This window comes from Curvibacter sp. AEP1-3 (assembly GCF_002163715.1).
Lineage (GTDB): Bacteria > Pseudomonadota > Gammaproteobacteria > Burkholderiales > Burkholderiaceae_C > Allorhodoferax.
Genome location: NZ_CP015698.1, coordinates 2,370,934 through 2,388,521 on the forward strand (window position 1 = coordinate 2,370,934; position 17,588 = coordinate 2,388,521).

Below are 17,588 nucleotides of genomic sequence, written 5' to 3' on the forward strand. Positions count from 1 at the left end.
TCGCCAGTGTGTGATGTCTCCGGAATTACTTGACCGAGCCGGACAACAAGCCGCGCACAAAGAAGCGCTGCAAGGAGAAGAAAACAGCGACCGGAACCGCAATCGACACGAATGCGCTGGCCGTCAGAATCTCCCAGCTCTCGCCACGTGAACCCAGCAAATCATTGAGTTTGATGGTCAGCACGACTTGGTCAGGCGCCTTGCCCAGGAACACCAGCGCAATCAGGAAGTCATTCCAGACCCAGAGGAACTGGAAGATCGCAAAACTAGCGAGTGCCGGAATGGACAAGGGCAGCACGATACCGGTAAATATCTGAAAGTGCGAGGCACCATCCATGCGCGCACTCTCAATAATGTCGCGGGGCAACGAGGCAATGTAGTTGCGCAGCAAGTAGATCGCCAGCGGCAGGCCGAAGGCCGAGTGCGCCATCCACACCCCCAGGTAAGACTTGGATTCGGTGCCGAAAACCTCGCCCAGCTGGTTGTACAAACGCAGCAGCGGAATCAGCGACATCTGCAGAGGCACCACCAGCAGGCCCACCACCACAATGAACAGGAACTTACGACCGGGAAACTCCATCCAGCTGAATGCGTAAGCAGCAAACGCGGCAATCAGGATGGGGATGAAAGTGGCGGGAATCGTCACCTTGAAGGTATTCAGGAACGCTTGCCCCACGCCCTCGCCAGCAATCACTTTTTCGTAGTTCTGCGTCATAAACACCGGGGGTGATTCTGCAACGTAAAACACACGGACACCGCGGTCTTTGTCGTAGGGCTGGTTGAGCTCCAGGCGGTAGCTGCCATCGGCTTGTACGGTCAAGGTGCCGTCGGACTTGCCGTCTTCTTCATCAAAGACCTGTCCATCGGCCACTTCCACAGACGTACCCACTGCAAATTCGTTGGGATTCGAGGACTTCAGCGAGAACTTCTTGATCTTGACGCCGCCACCCTCAGGATACAGGCGACCGCTGATGACATAGCGGTCACCCTCTTTCACCAGACTCTGTGCTCCTGCGGTACGACGCATATCGGCACGTGTCTGTGTGGAGAGGGCTGTCCACCAGCCGCTAGACACCAGCTGTGTCTTTTCACGGAAGCTCGATACCAGCAGGCCGAAGGTCGGCAACACCCACATCAGCACAATGACCAGCAACAGGCCCTGCGCCATCAATGAAGGGAGAGAGAAATACTTTTTCATCGCTGTGCCTCCTCGGTGCGGAAGCGGCGGATATTGAATGCCATCACCGGTACCACTGCAAACATCAAAACCATCGCCAGGGTGGAGCTGCGGCCGTAGTCGCCACCACCACGGAACATCCAGTCGTACATCAGATTACCCAGCACGCTGGTGTCCCATTGGCCACCGGTCATGGCCATCACAATGTCAAACACCTTGAGCACCGTAATAGTGATGGTGGTCCACACCACCAGAATGGTGGACATAACTTGCGGCACCATGATCTCAAAGAAGATTTGGAGTTCGCTGGCGCCATCAATACGGGCGGCCTCAATGGTTTCATTGGGAACTCCGCGCAAAGCGGCGGAAAGAATCACCATGGCAAAACCTGTCTGGATCCAGATCAGGATGGCCATCAGGAAAAAGTTATTCCAGAAGGGAATGGTTACCCACGCCTGGGGCTGGAAACCCATGCCCATGGCGATGGCGTTCAAAATACCGATCTGATCGGACTCGGGCCCGCGGAAGTCGTACACAAACTTCCAGATCACGCTGGCGCCCACAAAGCTGATGGCCATGGGCATGAACACCATGGATTTGGCAAAGCCGCCCCACCACACACGATCCGCCAGCACAGCAACCACGAGGCCGAGCGCAGTGGCGGCAGCGGGCACCACCAGCAGCCACATGAAGTTGTTGCGGATGGTCAGCAAGAAGTTTTGATCGACAAAGACCCAACGAAAGTTGGCAAGTCCGACAAACTGCTCGCCGGTGGCGTCATAGAAACTCAAACGAAAAGTTTCAAACAGGGGGTACACAAGGTACGTGCCCAACAGCAACAAGGCCGGGGCAATGAATAACCAGGGGCGCACGTTGGTGCGCAAGATGTCACGGCTGTTCTTGCTACCGATAGGCAGATGAACAATTTTGTCCAACACAAAGTTGGAGCCGGCGAAGTACAGCAGGCAGAACGCAATGCTGACCAATACAGCGGATATGGTCTGGATAACTTGATCAGTCATGGGATCAATGCTTTTGCGTGTCGTGGAGGAGATTTCAAAAGGGCCGGCAGCCGAAGCCGCCGGCCTGAAGACGTGCTGTGAAGCGACGTCAGAGGAGATACTTACTTGATAGCGTCCCAGCTCTTCTGGATTTCGTCAGCCACTTCTTTGGCAGATGCGCCGCCGGAGTAGTTGACCATGCCCTTCCAGAAGCTGCCTGCACCCACTGCGCCGGGCATCAGGTCGGAACCGTCAAAGCGGAAAGTCGTGGCGTTTTGCAGGATCTCGCCTTGCTTCTTCAGCGAGGCTGTCTTGTACTTGGCCAGGTCCACACCCTTGTGCGGTGTCAGGAAGCCGCCTTCAGCCATCCAGATTTCATGCGACTGGGGGTGCTGCAGGTATTCCATGAATGCACGTGCGCCCTTGCTTTCCTTGGTGATGGTCATGATGGTGCCACCGCCCAGAACAGGGTTGCCGAGCTTCTTGCTGCTGTAAGAAGGGAAGTAGAAGAAGTCCGCTTCATCAGACTTGCCTTCTGGGAAGAAGGCAGGAATGAAGGACGCTTGACGGTGCATGTAGCACTTGGGTGGGGAGCCGAACAGACCCTTGGGGCTGTCCTTGAAGCTCACGGTCGCCACGGCCTTGGCGCCGCCGTCCACATAGGCGTCGTTCTTGGCGAACCAGCCGTACGCTTCGATCGCTTCGATCACGCGCTTGTCGTTGAACTTCATCTTGTTGCTGACCCACTGGTCGTACACCTCGGGAGTCTGGGTGCGCAACATCATGTCTTCCACCCAGTCGGTGGCAGGCCAGCCGGTTGCAGCGTCAGAGCCCAGTCCGATACACCATGGCTTACCGCCATCGGCTGCGATCTTCTTGGTCAACGCTTGCAGTTCTTCCATGGACTTGGGCACTTTGTAGCCCTTTTCCTTGAAGTTCTCAGGGATGTACCACACCAAGCTCTTCACGTTCACGTTGTAGAACATGCCGTAGAACTCTTTTTTGCCGGCCTTGTTGGCGTAGGTACCCAGATCAGCCCAGGAGCTGCCTGCGGCGTAGTTCTTTTTGACCCATTCCTGAGCCTTGGGGCCCAGTGGCTTCAAGCCGTCGATAGCTGCCATGTTGGCGGCCAGACCTGGCTGGGGGAACACCGAGATATTGGAGGGAGAACCTGCCTTGATGTCGATCACGATCTGCTGCTCGGAGCTCTGTGAGCAGGAGTGCTTCACGGTAGCGCCAGTGGCTTTTTCAAAGTTCGCGATCACTTTCTTGAACATGCCTTCTTCGGCACCGGTCCAAGGGCAGGTGATGGTGATGACTTCACCCTTCAGGTCCGGCCCCTTGTAATCTGCAGCCATCGCCGGAGCGGCAACTGCACCCAACACCAGAGCGGATGCTCCGGCAATCATGGTCTTCTTCATCATCGTCTTCTCCTCTTGGTGCATCGCGGCCCATCCGCGATACGTTAAAAAAACTGGTGGCCTCAGTCGACGCGCTTGCCGTCTGCGTTGAACTTGTAAAGGTGTTCCGGTGCAAACCCCAGGGAAATGGCAGAACCGGGCTGCAGGCCCAGCGTGCCATCCATGCGGGCGGTAATGTCGCCAAACGCACCGGCGCTCACATAGGCAAAGGTTTCATTGCCGAGCTGCTCGGAATGTTTCAGGGTGCCCTGAATCGGACCGCCCTCGGTGACCTTCAAGTGCTCAGGGCGCAAACCGATAGTTGCCACGTTGTGACGCGCTGCAAGTTCGCCACCCAGAAAGTTCATTTGCGGTGATCCGATGAAGCCGGCAACAAACAAACTGGCAGGTTTGTTGTAGAGGTCCAGCGGCTTGCCGACCTGCTCTACACGGCCCTTGTTGAGCACCACGATCTTGTCTGCCAGAGTCATGGCCTCGACCTGATCGTGCGTTACGTAAATCATGGTGGCCCCCAGGCGACGGTGCAGGGTTGCCAGCTCGACGCGCATCTTGGTGCGCAGCGCAGCGTCCAGGTTGGACAAGGGCTCATCAAACAGGAACACCTTGGGGTCGCGCACGATGGCACGGCCAATGGCTACGCGCTGGCGCTGACCGCCGGACAGCGCCTTGGGCAGGCGATCCAGGTATTCGGTCAACTGAAGGATGTCGGACGCTTCGCGCACGCGGCGTTCGATTTCGGCTTTTGGCGTTTTGGCGATCTTCAGCGCGAAGGCCATGTTGTCGAACACGGTTTTATGGGGGTAAAGCGCATAGCTCTGAAACACCATGGCCACGCCACGCTCAGAGGGCCCCAAATCATTGACACGTGCGCCACCGATGTTGAGGTCACCGCCGGAAATTTCTTCCAAACCCGCAATCATGCGCAGCAGCGTGGTCTTGCCGCATCCGGACGGACCCACAAACACGGCGAACTCGCCAGGCTCGATGTCGAGGTCGATGCCGTGGATGACATCGGCCTTGCCGTAGTTTTTGATGATTCCGCGCAAGCGGACATCAGACTGACTCATAGAAATGCTCCTGACGGGGTGCGCAGCCGGTTGGTGGCTGCCACAAGATTTCATGAATCGTAATTAAATTACCTTCCAATTCACCTCGGGAAAACCCTTGAATCAGGCATTTTCCGGCGCTTTTTTTTCAAAATCAAAACCGATTTTGTACAAAGACGCCACACCGGCGGCAAACCCTAAGGAGACGTGTCCGGGTTGGCAATAAAGTTACCTGCGAGTTACGTTTTGACAACGTTTTCAAGATTCTGCCACGGCCACGACAAAATTTCAGCCATTCGTTGCACGACCCAGCGTGATTGGGCTTCATTGAGGACACAAGGCTCTGTACGTAATCCGCTGTAACAGCGCTCAATCACGTCTTGCTCTGTCACACCCAGCTTGAACTGCAGGTCTGCCGCGGTGGGGGCCAGCATGTTGGCCATGTCTTCGCAAAGCTCATAGTCCGCAAGGACCTGTTCCCAAGGCGCAGTGGGCTTGTTGCGCCCACTGGGCACATACAACGCCAAAAAGGAAGGGGGAATATCGATTTGGGGGGCGTGTTCGGGCATGAGCCATTGTGGCTCACCCCCCCTGCGCATCGCGCCAACCCGCCTACAAGACGCGCTGACCCTGTCGCTCCACATGGAGCAACACGCCATCACAGGCGTCCTCCACGAGGTCCAGCACGGTTTCGAATCCCGCGTCACCGCCGTAGTAAGGGTCCGGCACCACCGGAGCATCATGGCGTTGACAAAACTCGGTCAGGCGGCGCACCTTGTGGCCTGCGTACGGCGGGCAAAGTGCCTGCACCAAGGCAAGGTTGTCCCAGTCCATCACCAGAATCAGGTCAGCGCGCGCAAAGTCTTGCTCCACCATTTGCCGGGCTCGCAGGTCGGCAAAGTCATAGCCTCTGCGGCGGGCGTGTGTCTGGCTACGGGCGTCTGGCGCTTCACCGGGGTGGTAATTGTGGGTTCCGGCAGAGTCCACATGAACACGCTCACTCCAGCCCCGCGCTGCCACCTTATGGCGCATGACGCCATGGGCAGTCGGGCTGCGGCAGATGTTGCCCATGCAGACAAACAAGATTACGAACGGCGAATCAGTTTTTTGCATCAAAAATGCCTCTAGCACGTGCTCAATAGGCGGGAGCAGCTACCAATTCGATAGCAACCCACAATCAAGCGAGGGGTGGCAGCAGACCGGCTGCACGTAGTTTGTCTTTTTTGCTGGGTCGACGCCCTTTCACGCCACCAGCCGCCTGATCGGCGCTCACCACGGGCAAGACTTGTTCTGGCTCGAAACCCTGGATAGCCTCACGGGGCACTTGCACGCCATTACGTTTCTCAATCAACGCGAAGTGGGCTGCTGTATCAGCGCTTACAAAACTCACCGCCATGCCAGCCTGCCCGGCACGGGCCGTTCGCCCGATGCGGTGTACATAGTCCGTGGCGGAACGCGGCAAATCAAAGTTGACCACCACCGGCAGGCCAGCGATATCCACACCCCGGGCGGCCACATCGGTTGCGACCACCACCTGAACCACGCTGGCCTTGAAATCCGCCAGTACCTGGGTGCGCTTGCCCTGGCTCAATTGGGCATGGAATGGCTCTGCCTGCAGGCCCGCACGGCGCAGCTTGTCTGCCACCATTTCCGCCGCGTACTTCGTAGCCACAAACACCAGGACCCGGGGCCACGCCTCTTGCACCACCAAGTGCCGAAGCAGTTGCGTGCGCCGTGAAGCATCCACCGTGATCGCACGCTGGGTGATGTCGGGCGCGGCCTGTTCTTCTTGCTTGATGGTGATTTCAACAGGCTCGCGCAAACGGGATTCGGCAAGCTGCCGGACCCCCGCGCTGTACGTTGCCGAGAACAGCAAGCTCTGGTGTTGTTTGGGCAACAAGGCATCGATGCGGTCCAGCTCATCCGCAAATCCAAGATCGAGCATGCGATCGGCTTCATCCAACACCAGGCACCGGATGTGCTGGAGTTGCAGCGCGTTGTGATCCACCAGATCCAGCAAGCGACCCGTCGTGGCCACCACAATGTCTGTCCCACCGCGCAAGGCCATCAATTGAGGGTTGATGGACACGCCACCGAACACCACCGAGATCTTGGCAGGCAGCCCCGCCGCAAGGGCCAGAGTGCTGAGCACGCCACCTACTTGCACTGCCAATTCCCGAGTGGGGACCAAAACGAGTGCTTGAGGACGACGAGCCCCGGAGGCGGCAGGTGGCGTCCAACGCTGCAGCACGGCCAGCGCGAAGGCCGCCGTCTTGCCGGACCCGGTTTGGGCACATACCAAAACATCACGACCTGCCACGGCGGGCGGGATGGCTCCCGTTTGTACCGGTGTGGGTGTGGAAAACTGTTGCTGCACCATGGCAGCAGCGAGGGCCGGCGTCAGGCCCAGTGAGGAAAACGGCATAGAGGGTTACTCAGTGGCAGCCACGGCGGCATGAGCCCCCGCAGCCGTTCAAGCGGCAGGGCCGCGTTTGGGTTGTGCAGGCGCGTGGATGAATTGACCGTTGCGATTCAAACGGGTGGCCAACGCATCCAGATAGCCCAGCAGACGCTCTGCTTGCAAGGGCTTTTGATACAAAGTGACCCAATTGGGCAAACGGCCGTCCTCGTCCACTTCCTTGCGGGTCAAGGCGGTAAGCACAATGACCTCGATGGACTGATAGGCCTGCTCCTGCGCCATGGCATTGATGAGGTGGTATCCGTCGAACGGCGTCATCATCAAATCGGTCACCACCAGATCGGGGCGCTGGCGTTCCAGTTGGATGAGCGCCTGGGAGGCGTCGCCGGCTACGGTCAAGGCCACTTCATGACCACCGCGGGCCAGTAATGCCTGAAAGTAAGCGACTTGAACCGGATCGTCTTCTGCCAACAATACGCGCATGGGACGAGCGCCGGATTCGCTGGGCGCTGCGGTGCCGCGGGACTGCACCAACTTGTCGATGGCGCTACGGAAAATGCGGCGATGGCCACCGGGTGTGACCCAGGCTTCGAGCTCACCGCTGATCACCATCTTCTGCACCGAGGTGGTGGACAAGCCCAGAATGCGGGCGGCTTGTTGAGTGGTCAGGACATCGCTGCTGTTGGTCATGGTACGGCTGCTGTTGGAGTTCACTAACCCGCACTGAAATTTAAATCTCTCAGTTTTGGGGCTTCCATTGCATTTTATGCAAGTCCTCGGGCTTTCCGTACACTGATTTAGAGCATGCCCCTTTGGTTTACAAATTCAAAAACAAGTAATTTATGAATTTCAGGACCCTCTCGCAGAGCGAGAAGTGTTCTCAATGCCACTCGCTCTTGTCGCCGGGAGTGTTCAACGCGGACAATTCAGCAGGCACCGTCAGCGCATATTCCGGCTCAGGATCGCGGATTTCAATGGGTTTTTCCAAGCAAGTTTTGAAACCTGAGGGAATTCGGGAGGAAACGTTTGGATTCAGCCAAAAACTGGAAACAAATGGATCCACTGGTTTACGAGATTGCGGCATGATTTTCATTCGTTAAATTCAATGTATTTGAAATATAACGATTCGTCGTATTTTGTCAACTTTCAAACAAGCAGACGATTACCCGCCATCTCCAGGTTTAAGCACTCATCCCGACTAATTTCCGGTGCTGGGTGCTTGGATCACACCAAAGCGCGAAGTTCTTGAGCAGCGTCTTGCAAGACGGGGAGCAAGGCAGCGATGAACTCATCCGTGCTCCACCGGTGAGGCGCTGCCACGACATTCAATGCACCTACGACATGACCACCGGCATTGCGCAAGGGCACTGCCAAGGCCTGCACCCCCAACTCGTGCTCTTGCACAGCAAGGCTGTAGTCTTTTTGGCGAGCCGATTCGATGTGAGAGAGTAAGGTCGGCACATCGGTCACGGTGTGTGCAGTGAGCCTGCGCAAGGGGTAGGCCTGCAGCCACCCGGTCAATTCGGCGGGGCTGAGTCCCGCCAGCAAGACGCGCCCGGTAGAAGTGGCATGGGCCGGCAGTCGCGCGCCCAGGTGCAGGCCATAGGCCAACACCTGGGTTTTGCCGGTGGCGGAGCTGCGCCAATCATTGCCACTACGGGCCACGATGACCACCTCGCTGCCATCCAGCACCACGGCGGAAAACGATTCCTGGGTCTGGGCTGCCAAACGGTTCAACGTGGGTTGCACCGCCCGGGGAAACCGGGCGGATGACAGATAAGTGCCGGAAAACCGTAACACCTTGCTGGACAACCAGAAATAACTGCCATCGCTCTCCAGGTACCCCAGCGAGGCCAGCGTCAGCAAATGACGGCGTGCTGCTGCGCGGGTAATCCCGGCACGCTGGGCCGCCAAAGTGGCATTCAGGCGTTGGCGCTCGGTGTCAAAGCTTTCCAGTACCGCCATGCCCTTGGCCATACCGGCGATCAGATCTGCTTTGGCGATGGATAAGGCAGGGTCCGTCTTGGGGGTTCTTGGCATGGGGAAACTCTCTGTTTTTGCGCGACCTTCGCACATCAATTCCAATAATCGCACAAAGTTGAAATCTGTGTGGTGACTTCCGAGCCGGCGGGTTCTACGCTCACTTCCATCTCTTTGAAGGACACCACATGCGGACTCAAGTCGCCATCATTGGAGCGGGGCCATCCGGACTTTTGCTCGGTCAGTTGCTGCACAAAGCAGGCATAGCCAACGTGATTCTGGAGCGTCAAAGCGCTGATTACGTGCTCTCGCGCATACGCGCCGGGGTGTTGGAACAAGTCACCACCGACTTGCTGGACGAAGCTGGCGTTGGCACGCGCATGCATCAGGAAGGACTGCCCCATACCGGCTTTGATTTGCTCTTCGGCGGCGAGCGCCACCGCATTGACCTCCATTCGCTCACAGGCGGGCAGCAAGTCATGGTCTACGGTCAGACAGAAGTCACCCGGGATTTGATGGCCGCCCGGCAGGCAGCGGGTCTGCCCACGGTGTACCAGGCCGGTGATGTTTCGGTGCATGACTTTGATACCCAGCACCCCCAGGTACGCTACCAACAAGACGGTGCTTGGCACACACTGGACTGCGATTTCATCGCCGGATGCGACGGCTTTCACGGCGTATGCCGCGCCAGCGTGCCGGAAGGCGCGGTGACGGAATATGAAAAGGTGTATCCCTTCGGTTGGCTGGGGGTGTTGTCAGATACGCCTCCGGTACACCATGAGCTGATTTACGCCAACAGTACCCGGGGCTTTGCCCTGTGCTCTCAACGCAGCGCGACGCGCAGTCGCTATTACGTGCAAGTGCCCCTGACCGAAAAGGCGGAGAACTGGTCGGACGAAGCCTTCTGGCACGAGCTGCGACAACGTCTGGACCCAGAAGCACGTGAGACATTGGTCACCGGCCCCTCTCTGGAGAAGAGCATTGCGCCCCTACGGAGCTTTGTCGCCGAACCCATGCGTTTCGGCCGCATGTTCCTGGCCGGCGATGCGGCGCACATTGTTCCCCCCACCGGGGCCAAGGGGCTGAATCTGGCGGCCACTGATGTGAAGTACCTTTCCAGCGCATTCATCGAGTTTTACGCCGAGCGCTCCAACGCCGGTATCGACCATTACTCGCAGCGCTGCCTGCAACGGATCTGGAAAGGCGAGCGATTTTCATGGTGGTTCACCAGCCTGATGCACCGCTTCCCGGACGGCGGCGCGATCGGCCAAAAGCTTCAGGATGCGGAGCTGGCCTATCTGGTTCAATCCAAAGCCGCGTCTACCGCATTGGCCGAAAACTACGTCGGCTTGCCCTTGTAACCGGGCTGCAGCGCGGCGGAATCTCCCCGCCGCTTGTCTGCTTTCGTTGTCTGGGTTAGTCTGAGCCCCATGCAGGGGGAGAACGCAGATCATGCCTGACCACAGCCCGGTACCCGGCGAAGTCCTGGACCGCATTTCCATCGCCAGACAGCCCATCGTGAACGCGGAGCGTTCCGTATTGGCTTATGAGCTGTTCAACCGGTCGGCTGTGGCATCCGGGCATTCACAGGCCAGCGATGTCGCCCTGGCGCTGCATGCGGTTGCCCAAAGTGCAGCGCCTTTTGCCACCAGCAACCACGACATCTTTATTCATTCGGTCCACAAGGGCTTGGCGGGGCCGCAATGGGACTTTCTGACCCCGGCCAAAACCGTGATCGAGATAGCGCCCGCCCCCCAACACGCTGCAGACTTCATCGCATCGCAGGTGCCGGCACTTGTGGCATTGAAGTCGAGGGGCTTCAGGCTGGCCTTCAAGCACAGTGTGGTCGCGCCTGTCTACAAGCCCTGGCAGGCATTGGCGGATTTCGTCAAGCTCAATGCCTCGAGCACCGATGTTCAGCAATACAAGCCACTGGTTGCCGCGGCCAGGCAACGAACGCCCGCCAGTTTGATCGCGGAAAAAGTGGAGGAAAGCACCCAGTTTGAAGCCATGCGTGCGTTGGGGGTTGAGGAATTTCAGGGCTATTGGTTTTCCATTCCCGAAACGGTGCAGTCCAAGGTTCTGTCGCCGAGCCAAGCCAGTGCCATCCAATTGTTCAAACTGGTGCAAGCCGAGGCGCCCCTGGATGAAGTGGAAACCGTACTCAAAAAGGACGCTGCTTTGGGGGTCAGCCTGCTGCGGATCATCAACTCTGCCTCCTCAGGCATGCGACAAAAGGTCACGTCTATTCGCCAAGCCATCATGCTGCTGGGATATGGCCGTCTGGTGCGCTGGGCGGCCATGCTCCTCACCAATACCCATGCGCATACCAACATTCAAGGCACAGCTGCAGTCGTTCGAGGACGAATGATGGAACTGCTGGCCCAGCACAGCATGGATGCGGAAGAGGCTGGGGCTGCGTTTTTGGTGGGGCTTTTGTCACAAATCGATACCCTGCTGGGTCAGCCCATGGAAGATCTGGTGCAGCAACTGGCGCTGGACGATGCGGTCTCGCACGCCCTATTGACCGGCGACGGGAAGTTCGGTGCATTGCTGGCCCTGGTGTGTGCTTGCGAATCGGACGATGAGGCCGCGTTTTCAGTGGCATTCAGTCGACTGCCCTACTCCCTGCGGCATATCAACATGGCGCACATGGAAGCACTGGTGTGGGCGGATAGCCTTTCAGAGTGACGGTGGACTCCACCGGCATCTTTACATTGCCACGGTAAACCCCGAGGTGCCGCCCGGAGTTAATGGAACTAAGCCCTGGATTTGATTTGCGGCGCAGGTACTTTACCCGGCAGCAAATCTACTTCGTCGTTGATTGACGCCTCCGATCCAGTATGGGCGCCACTTTGAGCACCATGCCATGACATTCAAAACATTTTTCACCTTGTCCTTGATCTGCGCTGCAGGAGCCAGTGGAGCACAGGAGGTCGGACGGGTGATCTCCACCCAAGCTATCGTTCAGCAAGTAGCCACTCCGCGGCAAGTGTGTACCGACCAGCAAGTTGAAGTCATTCCCCAGAAATCAGGGGCCGGTGCCGCCATGGGCGCGGTTGCGGGCGGCGCCATCGGGAATGCAGTGGGTCGTGGCGCAGGCAATGCGGCTGCCACGGTGATCGGTGTCTTGGGCGGTGCTGTACTTGGCGACCGCATTGAGGGATCACCTCCACCCCAAATGCAGACGGTGCGCAACTGCAACACGCAAAATTTCTATGAAAACCGGACGGTGGCCTACAACGTGATTTACGAGTACGCAGGCCGGCAATATTCGGTGCAGATGCCCAACGACCCGGGCCCGACTGTGCAGTTGCAAGTCACTCCGGTGGGTGTGAACAACCCGAATCCGGCATACACCCCACAGGCGCCTGTGGTGCAGCAAACCTACGTGCCCGCGCCGGTTATTGAGTCCCGTGTGATCTATCAGCCGTACTATCCGCGCCCCTACTACTTTCCGCCGGTAAACCTGCATTTCGGCTACGGGCACTGGGGACATCACCACTGGAGGTAGTAGCAGGTGGGAGTGTGGGGCGGGCGCGTACAAATGACGCCCTATGTCGATGTGGTGCGGCTGGCGGGGATCGAACCCACGACCCTTGGCTTCGGAGGCCAATACTCTATCCACTGAGCTACAGCCGCAACAGAGCTGGGATTGTAGGTGTTTTCAAAGGGGCGGCCGCTATAATCGCGACCAGATTGAAAGCCCCCGATTAATTTGAGGACACACATGAGCGACAACAGCCAAGCCACCGGGCACGAAGAAGACCACACTGGCCCTATCAAAACGCCCAAACAATTGCTGTTGGCGGCATTCTTCTCTTTTGTGATCCCCATCTTCGTAATCATCGGGCTCGTGTACTACGTCACTTCTGACAACAAACCCGCGGCTGGTGCGGTCAATATGGAAAAAGCGACCGCTGAGCGCATTCAAAAAGTCGGCATGGTGGAAATCCGCGATGCCAACCGCGAAATGAAGAGCGGTGAAGAAGTGTTCAAGGCCCAGTGCGCTGCGTGCCACGCGACTGGTGCTGCAGGCGCACCTAAATTCGGCGATACAGCCGCTTGGGGCGCACGCGTGAAGATCGGCTTTGAAGCTCTGTACACCTCAGCCATCAAAGGCAAAGGTGCCATGGGTGCCCAGGGCGGCGGTGATTTTTCTGATTACGAAGTTGCCCGTGCTGTGGTCTACATGGCCAACGCCGGCGGTGCCAAGTTCGATGAGCCCAAGAAGCCTGCTGCCGAAGCCAAGTAAGCTTTCAACACACTTCAAAAAAGCCGGCTTTATGTCGGCTTTTTTGTGCCCGGCGCCCGTAGAACTTGCGCGAGCAGCTACTTTTTTTATAGCAGCTCTACGTTGTTTTCAACCGGGCTGAAGGACTGCGAAGAAAGCCAAAACGGCTTTCTAAGGTCGCCTGACTCACATCCTCCGGGGCCCAATGGCCCGCCTCCACCATGGCAGCAGCGTGCTCCATGTCAGCCGTGTGCACAAGACCCATGCCGAGTGGAGTTGCCAGATAGAGGTGACCCGCCTCGTCCAGATAGCTGGCCGAGACTTGAGTAGGCAAGCCACTGTGGGAGGCGACCTCGCCGCTTGAGCTGACGCGCCAGACCCATGGCGTGTGTTGTAGTTCGACGTATACGCGCTGCGGTCCATTCTGAAAATACCAGCGACCATCAGCGTCTGCAGCGTAGTTGCGCTGGATGAAATCAATCAGTTTCTCGTGTTGCAGGCGGCTGCCTTTGGCACCTTGGGCCCCGCTGGTGAAAGCTCCGGCCGCCTGTGCGGCGTCGTCTCGAAGGTACCAATCACCGCGGCCGTCCAAGCCCAGCCATCCAAAACAATCCGGCACATTCGGCCATTTGGCCATCGCCTGCTTCACGATATCGTCCATAGCTACTTCATTCCGCCTGAAAGGGAGTCTGATAGCCACGACCCTACGGCTTCCGGCATGGTGCGCACGTGTCCCGGTACCCGTCCTTGCGGAAAACCGACATGTCCACCGTGAGCCGGTTGCCAGAGTGTCACGTGTTGCCCTACATCTGCCTGTGAAGGCAGACTCCAAGCGGGAACAAACGGATCGTTTCGCGCGTTCACCACGAGTGCTGGTATCCGTATCCGGTGCAAATGGGGCTTTGCAGATGCTCGGGCCCAGTAGTCCTCGGTACTTTTGAAGCCATGTAGTGGTGCAGTGAAGATGTTGTCGAATTCATAGAGGTCGCGTGCAGCCTTCAACGCGTCTCCATCAAACAGCCCCGGAAACTGGGCCAGCTTCTGCAGTGCTTTAGGCACCATGGTGTTCAGGAACATGCGTGTGTACACCAGCCGGTTGAAACCCCGGCCTATGGCATAGCCACCAGCCGCAAGGTCGATCGGAGAACATACGGCAGCTACTGCCATGGCCGTTGACGAGGCAGAGTCGCCCGCCTCCTCTGCCCAGCGCAACAGGGCATTGCCCCCCAAGGAAACACCCACAGCGAGGATGGGGCCGCGATGTCGACTGCGGAACTGCTGGAGCACCCATCCGATCTCCTCATAGTCGCCAGAGTGATAAGCGCGCGGCGCACGGTTCAGCTCTCCACTGCACCCTCTGAAATGCGGCACTGCATAAGCCATGCAGCGCGATTGTGCAAAGTCAGCGAAGGCTTCGGCGTAGTGGCTGCGGGAGGTGCCCTCGAGCCCGTGGAACAGCACCAGCAATGGCGCTTCGCTGCTTACGGACGAGTAGAGCCAGTCGACATCGACAAAGTCGTCGTCGGGGGTATCCCAGCGCTCCCTGCGGTATTGAGGGTGAGGCCCAAATACACGCCTGGAATACAGCGCCGGCCAGATGGTCTGGAGGTTACCCCCGGGGAGCCAGGCTGGCGCTACATAATTCATAGCTGCTCGCGCATTATTCATGGGCGCTAGGTGCCTATTCAATGCAATACCTGGGAAGTGTGCATATGACCCGTTGCATCTTCAGGTGTTCCAGGGCTGGCGTGGTGCACTACGAGGCGCCAGCCTTGCGGTGTCTTGTGATACACGTTGGTGGCAATCACATGGGCGCTGCTCGGCCCGTCAGGCGTGAGAATGTCGACCTTCTCCAACACATGGTGGACAGCGCTCGCGATGGAGTCCACCCGTCGTATGTGTTCCGGGCGCACTTGCACGGCGCCACCATGCGCAAACATGGCTTCAAATGCCGCGCGGATGGTGCCCGCACCCATCAGGCGGCCGCCGCCAGGGTGAATGCAGGCTATATCGTCCTCATCGGCCCAGCAAGCCATGAGTTTCTCGAGATCACCCAGTTGCAGGGCCTCGTAGAAAGCAGCTTCGACTTCGTCGGGTGTACCGCCCATCACGGCATGCAGTTTTGCTTTTTGTCTTGGCATGGTGGGATTCTCTCGCATCTGCGGCGGCTGTGCTGTACGCTGGCTGTAGGATGTGAGGCTATGTTTGTCCTGGAGGATCGGGTATGGAATCGTCTTTGAAATCGGGTTGCACACGTTGGTTGCATCGACTTGCGGGCGGTGTTGCCCTAGCCTTTGCTCTCCTGTTGAGTGGTTGCGGGTACAACGATTTCCAGCGCTTGGATGAGCAGACGCAATCGGCATGGAGTGAGGTGTTGAACCAGTACCAGCGCCGTGCCGACCTGGTGCCCAACATCGTAGCCACCGTCAAGGGCGAAGCGGCCTTTGAGCAAGACACCTTGACCAAGGTGGTCGAAGCACGGGCCAAGGCAACCTCCATGCAAGTCAGCCCCGAGACCTTGAACAATCCGGATGCTTTCGCCAAGTTCCAGAAAGCACAAGGCGAATTGGGCGGAGCGCTCAGCCGGCTGATGGTGGTGAGTGAACAGTACCCCAACCTGAAGGCCAATCAAGGTTTCAGCGATCTGCGCGTTCTATTAGAAGGCACAGAAAACCGCATCACCGTAGCCCGCAATCGCTACATCCAGAGCGTGCAGGAATACAACGTACTGGCGCGCAGCTTCCCGAGCAACCTGACGGCCATGGTCTTCAGCTACCAGCCCAAGCCAGCCTTCACTGTGGCCAATGAGGCGGCCATCAGCGCGCCGCCGGTGGTCGACTTCAACAAGAAGTAGAACCCTTGTCGGCATTATTAGCCTCCCGTCTACTTGGGCGTGCCGTCTGCACTGCCTTCTTGTGGAGTGTGTTTGTCATGGGCGCACTGGCCCAGTCCGTTCGGCCCGTTCCTCAACTGTCTTCGCGTGTGATTGACGAAACAGGCACGTTGACTGCTGTGCAGAGTGAGGCGCTTGCATCCAAATTAGCCGCACTGGAGAAACAGACTGGAGCACAACTGGTGGTGTTGATAGTAGAGACCACAACGCCGGAAGATATAGCGGTGTTTGCCCAACGTGTCGGAGACATCTGGAAATTGGGGCGGAAAGACGTTGGCGATGGCCTCCTTCTGTTGGTCGCCAAACAAGACCGGAAAATCCGGATTGAAGTAGCCAAAACACTGGAAGGGGCCATCCCAGACCTTTTGGCCAGCCGGGTGATTTCGCAGACCATTGCGCCCCGCTTTAAGCAAGGGGATTTTGCGGGTGGTGTGGATGCCGGCGTAGACCAGTTATCCGGCCTGATACGTGGCGAGCAGCTTCCTGCGCCGCAGAGCGATCAGCGCAATGGCTCCGGATTTCAATGGATGGATTTGGCCGTGTTTTTGTTTTTTGCGTCCGCCATTGCAGGCTCCATGGCCCGCCGGGCCTTCGGGACACGATTAGGCTCCGTGCTGGTCGGTGTAACTTGTGGGGTCGTGGTTTTCTTAGTGACAAGGACCTGGTGGCTGGCGCTGCTAGCAAGCTTTGCCGGCCTACTGATGACCTTGATCTCCAGCCTCAGTCGCGTCGGATCGGGCTCTGCAAATGCGGGCAGCTATTCCGGTGGCCCCACGGGTGGCTGGTCCGGTAGCGACAACGGCGGCGGGTTCCGCTCCGGCGGTGGCGGTAATTTCGGAGGCGGTGGCGCCTCAGGAGGCTGGTGATGTTGCAGCTTTGGATCCGTTGGCTTCGCCATCGTTGGGCCGACGACGCCGTGCGGCAGTTGCCCTCAGGTTTGAGTGATCGATTGGCAGCCCACGTTCGCCGGGGTGAGCGCACCCATAGCGGAGAGATCAGGGTCTCTATCGAGTCAGCGCTGCCAGGTAGCTACCTGTTGCAGTCTGCGGGTATGAAGACCCTTGTACGCCAGCGCGCCGTGGACGAGTTCTCGCGCCTCCGGGTATGGGACACCGAATACAACAACGGGGTCCTTATCTACCTGTGCCTGGCTGAGCGAGCCATAGAGTTGGTGGCAGACCGCGGCATACAGCACAAGGTCGACGATACTTATTGGGCAGAGTTAATTGGCACTTTAGGCGAGAGTTTGCAGGCGGGCCGCTGGGAGACTGGATTGTGCACGGCCATCGATGCGGTGAGCCAGACGCTACAGACGCACTTTCCACTGGCATCCGGCCAACACAACCCGAATGAGCTTTCGGACACGCCAAGTATCCGATAGTACCGAGCCACCAACAACAACAAAGCCACCCAAGGG

General features: G+C 58.1%; 20 protein-coding genes and 1 tRNA gene. 7 read left to right on the forward strand and 14 right to left on the reverse strand.

Annotation, left to right across the window (positions count from 1 at the left end; translation table 11 throughout):
- Positions 1-25: 25 nt before the first annotated feature.
- From AEP_RS10955 to AEP_RS11000, 10 genes are all read right to left on the reverse strand, one after another.
- Entirely contained in the window at positions 26-1,198 is a 1,173-nt protein-coding gene (locus tag AEP_RS10955; RefSeq protein WP_087495415.1) for a carbohydrate ABC transporter permease, read from the reverse strand.
- A complete protein-coding gene (locus AEP_RS10960; protein ID WP_087495416.1) occupies positions 1,195-2,199 on the reverse strand; it encodes a carbohydrate ABC transporter permease in 1,005 nt (334 codons plus the stop codon). Before AEP_RS10960 ends, AEP_RS10955 begins: the two co-directional genes overlap by 4 nt.
- Positions 2,200-2,300: 101 nt before the next feature.
- Positions 2,301-3,602, reverse strand: coding sequence for an ABC transporter substrate-binding protein (locus tag AEP_RS10965; protein WP_198301809.1), 1,302 nt, complete (start codon positions 3,600-3,602; stop codon positions 2,301-2,303).
- Between the two features lie 59 nt (positions 3,603-3,661).
- Positions 3,662-4,666 (reverse strand): ABC transporter ATP-binding protein, encoded by a 1,005-nt coding sequence (locus AEP_RS10970; protein WP_087495417.1) that lies wholly within the window; start codon positions 4,664-4,666, stop codon positions 3,662-3,664.
- 218 nt (positions 4,667-4,884) lie between these two features.
- Positions 4,885-5,214, reverse strand: a complete 330-nt coding sequence (locus AEP_RS10975) for a hypothetical protein (RefSeq protein WP_087495418.1) — start codon at positions 5,212-5,214, stop codon at positions 4,885-4,887.
- Positions 5,215-5,257: 43 nt separating this feature from the next.
- Positions 5,258-5,758, reverse strand: a complete 501-nt coding sequence (locus tag AEP_RS10980; protein WP_087495419.1) for a low molecular weight protein-tyrosine-phosphatase — start codon at positions 5,756-5,758, stop codon at positions 5,258-5,260.
- Between the two features lie 64 nt (positions 5,759-5,822).
- Positions 5,823-7,070: a DEAD/DEAH box helicase gene (locus tag AEP_RS10985; protein ID WP_087495420.1), complete on the reverse strand. Its 1,248-nt coding sequence runs from the start codon at positions 7,068-7,070 to the stop codon at positions 5,823-5,825.
- A 48-nt stretch (positions 7,071-7,118) separates the two neighbouring features.
- On the reverse strand, positions 7,119-7,754 hold the full coding sequence (locus AEP_RS10990) for a response regulator (protein ID WP_157673137.1): 636 nt from the start codon (positions 7,752-7,754) through the stop codon (positions 7,119-7,121).
- Between the two features lie 190 nt (positions 7,755-7,944).
- The gene (locus AEP_RS10995; RefSeq protein WP_087495422.1) at positions 7,945-8,157 is read right to left on the reverse strand and encodes a hypothetical protein; all 213 of its coding nucleotides are present in this window, start codon (positions 8,155-8,157) and stop codon (positions 7,945-7,947) included.
- A 131-nt stretch (positions 8,158-8,288) separates the two neighbouring features.
- Positions 8,289-9,104 (reverse strand): IclR family transcriptional regulator domain-containing protein, encoded by an 816-nt coding sequence (locus AEP_RS11000; protein WP_087497290.1) that lies wholly within the window; start codon positions 9,102-9,104, stop codon positions 8,289-8,291.
- Positions 9,105-9,232: 128 nt separating this feature from the next.
- On the opposite strand from AEP_RS11000, the gene pobA reads away from it, so the two are divergent.
- The 3 genes from pobA (at position 9,233) to AEP_RS11015 (ending at position 12,558) form a co-directional block, all read left to right on the forward strand.
- Positions 9,233-10,405, forward strand: coding sequence for a 4-hydroxybenzoate 3-monooxygenase (pobA, locus tag AEP_RS11005; RefSeq protein ID WP_087495423.1), 1,173 nt, complete (start codon positions 9,233-9,235; stop codon positions 10,403-10,405).
- Positions 10,406-10,496: 91 nt separating this feature from the next.
- Positions 10,497-11,735 carry an EAL and HDOD domain-containing protein gene (locus AEP_RS11010; protein WP_087495424.1) on the forward strand — a complete coding sequence of 413 codons (1,239 nt, stop codon included), beginning with the start codon at positions 10,497-10,499 and terminating at the stop codon, positions 11,733-11,735.
- A 178-nt stretch (positions 11,736-11,913) separates the two neighbouring features.
- Positions 11,914-12,558, forward strand: a complete 645-nt coding sequence (locus AEP_RS11015; protein ID WP_087495425.1) for a glycine zipper 2TM domain-containing protein — start codon at positions 11,914-11,916, stop codon at positions 12,556-12,558.
- A 52-nt stretch (positions 12,559-12,610) separates the two neighbouring features.
- Here AEP_RS11015 and AEP_RS11020 read toward each other — a convergent pair.
- A tRNA-Arg gene (locus AEP_RS11020) sits at positions 12,611-12,686 on the reverse strand.
- An 88-nt stretch (positions 12,687-12,774) separates the two neighbouring features.
- On the opposite strand from AEP_RS11020, the gene AEP_RS11025 reads away from it, so the two are divergent.
- On the forward strand, positions 12,775-13,299 hold the full coding sequence (locus AEP_RS11025) for a c-type cytochrome (RefSeq protein WP_087495426.1): 525 nt from the start codon (positions 12,775-12,777) through the stop codon (positions 13,297-13,299).
- 97 nt (positions 13,300-13,396) lie between these two features.
- Here AEP_RS11025 and AEP_RS11030 read toward each other — a convergent pair whose 3' ends face one another.
- The 3 genes from AEP_RS11030 to AEP_RS11040 are packed head-to-tail and all read right to left on the reverse strand — an operon-like array spanning position 13,397 to position 15,419.
- Entirely contained in the window at positions 13,397-13,939 is a 543-nt protein-coding gene (locus tag AEP_RS11030) for a DUF2946 family protein (protein ID WP_087495427.1), read from the reverse strand.
- A 2-nt stretch (positions 13,940-13,941) separates the two neighbouring features.
- Positions 13,942-14,925, reverse strand: a complete 984-nt coding sequence (locus tag AEP_RS11035) for a YheT family hydrolase (RefSeq protein WP_087497291.1) — start codon at positions 14,923-14,925, stop codon at positions 13,942-13,944.
- Between the two features lie 38 nt (positions 14,926-14,963).
- Entirely contained in the window at positions 14,964-15,419 is a 456-nt protein-coding gene (locus tag AEP_RS11040; protein ID WP_087495428.1) for a YybH family protein, read from the reverse strand.
- A gap of 83 nt (positions 15,420-15,502) precedes the next feature.
- On the opposite strand from AEP_RS11040, the gene AEP_RS11045 reads away from it, so the two are divergent.
- Genes AEP_RS11045 through AEP_RS11055 form a run of 3 tightly spaced genes read left to right on the forward strand, consistent with a single transcriptional unit; the run spans position 15,503 to position 17,552 of the window.
- Positions 15,503-16,132 (forward strand): LemA family protein, encoded by a 630-nt coding sequence (locus tag AEP_RS11045; protein ID WP_087495429.1) that lies wholly within the window; start codon positions 15,503-15,505, stop codon positions 16,130-16,132.
- 5 nt (positions 16,133-16,137) lie between these two features.
- Positions 16,138-17,037, forward strand: coding sequence for a TPM domain-containing protein (locus tag AEP_RS11050; protein ID WP_232459810.1), 900 nt, complete (start codon positions 16,138-16,140; stop codon positions 17,035-17,037).
- Positions 17,037-17,552, forward strand: a complete 516-nt coding sequence (locus AEP_RS11055) for a TPM domain-containing protein (protein WP_087495431.1) — start codon at positions 17,037-17,039, stop codon at positions 17,550-17,552. Before AEP_RS11050 ends, AEP_RS11055 begins: the two co-directional genes overlap by 1 nt.
- Positions 17,553-17,588 lie beyond the last annotated feature (36 nt).

Excerpts from the sequence above, each read along its gene's own strand:
- AEP_RS10955 (WP_087495415.1), bottom strand. The coding sequence starts at position 1,198 with ATGAAAAAGTATTTCTCTCTCCCTTCATTGATGGCGCAGGGCCTGTTG.
- AEP_RS10960 (WP_087495416.1), bottom strand. The coding sequence starts at position 2,199 with ATGACTGATCAAGTTATCCAGACCATATCCGCTGTATTGGTCAGCATT.
- AEP_RS10965 (WP_198301809.1), bottom strand. The coding sequence starts at position 3,602 with ATGATGAAGAAGACCATGATTGCCGGAGCATCCGCTCTGGTGTTGGGT.
- AEP_RS10970 (WP_087495417.1), bottom strand. The coding sequence starts at position 4,666 with ATGAGTCAGTCTGATGTCCGCTTGCGCGGAATCATCAAAAACTACGGC.
- AEP_RS10975 (WP_087495418.1), bottom strand. The coding sequence starts at position 5,214 with ATGCCCGAACACGCCCCCCAAATCGATATTCCCCCTTCCTTTTTGGCG.
- AEP_RS10980 (WP_087495419.1), bottom strand. The coding sequence starts at position 5,758 with ATGCAAAAAACTGATTCGCCGTTCGTAATCTTGTTTGTCTGCATGGGC.
- AEP_RS10985 (WP_087495420.1), bottom strand. The coding sequence starts at position 7,070 with ATGCCGTTTTCCTCACTGGGCCTGACGCCGGCCCTCGCTGCTGCCATG.
- AEP_RS10990 (WP_157673137.1), bottom strand. The coding sequence starts at position 7,754 with ATGACCAACAGCAGCGATGTCCTGACCACTCAACAAGCCGCCCGCATT.
- AEP_RS10995 (WP_087495422.1), bottom strand. The coding sequence starts at position 8,157 with ATGAAAATCATGCCGCAATCTCGTAAACCAGTGGATCCATTTGTTTCC.
- AEP_RS11000 (WP_087497290.1), bottom strand. The coding sequence starts at position 9,104 with ATGCCAAGAACCCCCAAGACGGACCCTGCCTTATCCATCGCCAAAGCA.
- pobA (WP_087495423.1), top strand. The coding sequence starts at position 9,233 with ATGCGGACTCAAGTCGCCATCATTGGAGCGGGGCCATCCGGACTTTTG.
- AEP_RS11010 (WP_087495424.1), top strand. The coding sequence starts at position 10,497 with ATGCCTGACCACAGCCCGGTACCCGGCGAAGTCCTGGACCGCATTTCC.
- AEP_RS11015 (WP_087495425.1), top strand. The coding sequence starts at position 11,914 with ATGACATTCAAAACATTTTTCACCTTGTCCTTGATCTGCGCTGCAGGA.
- AEP_RS11025 (WP_087495426.1), top strand. The coding sequence starts at position 12,775 with ATGAGCGACAACAGCCAAGCCACCGGGCACGAAGAAGACCACACTGGC.
- AEP_RS11030 (WP_087495427.1), bottom strand. The coding sequence starts at position 13,939 with ATGGACGATATCGTGAAGCAGGCGATGGCCAAATGGCCGAATGTGCCG.
- AEP_RS11035 (WP_087497291.1), bottom strand. The coding sequence starts at position 14,925 with ATGAATTATGTAGCGCCAGCCTGGCTCCCCGGGGGTAACCTCCAGACC.
- AEP_RS11040 (WP_087495428.1), bottom strand. The coding sequence starts at position 15,419 with ATGCCAAGACAAAAAGCAAAACTGCATGCCGTGATGGGCGGTACACCC.
- AEP_RS11045 (WP_087495429.1), top strand. The coding sequence starts at position 15,503 with ATGGAATCGTCTTTGAAATCGGGTTGCACACGTTGGTTGCATCGACTT.
- AEP_RS11055 (WP_087495431.1), top strand. The coding sequence starts at position 17,037 with ATGTTGCAGCTTTGGATCCGTTGGCTTCGCCATCGTTGGGCCGACGAC.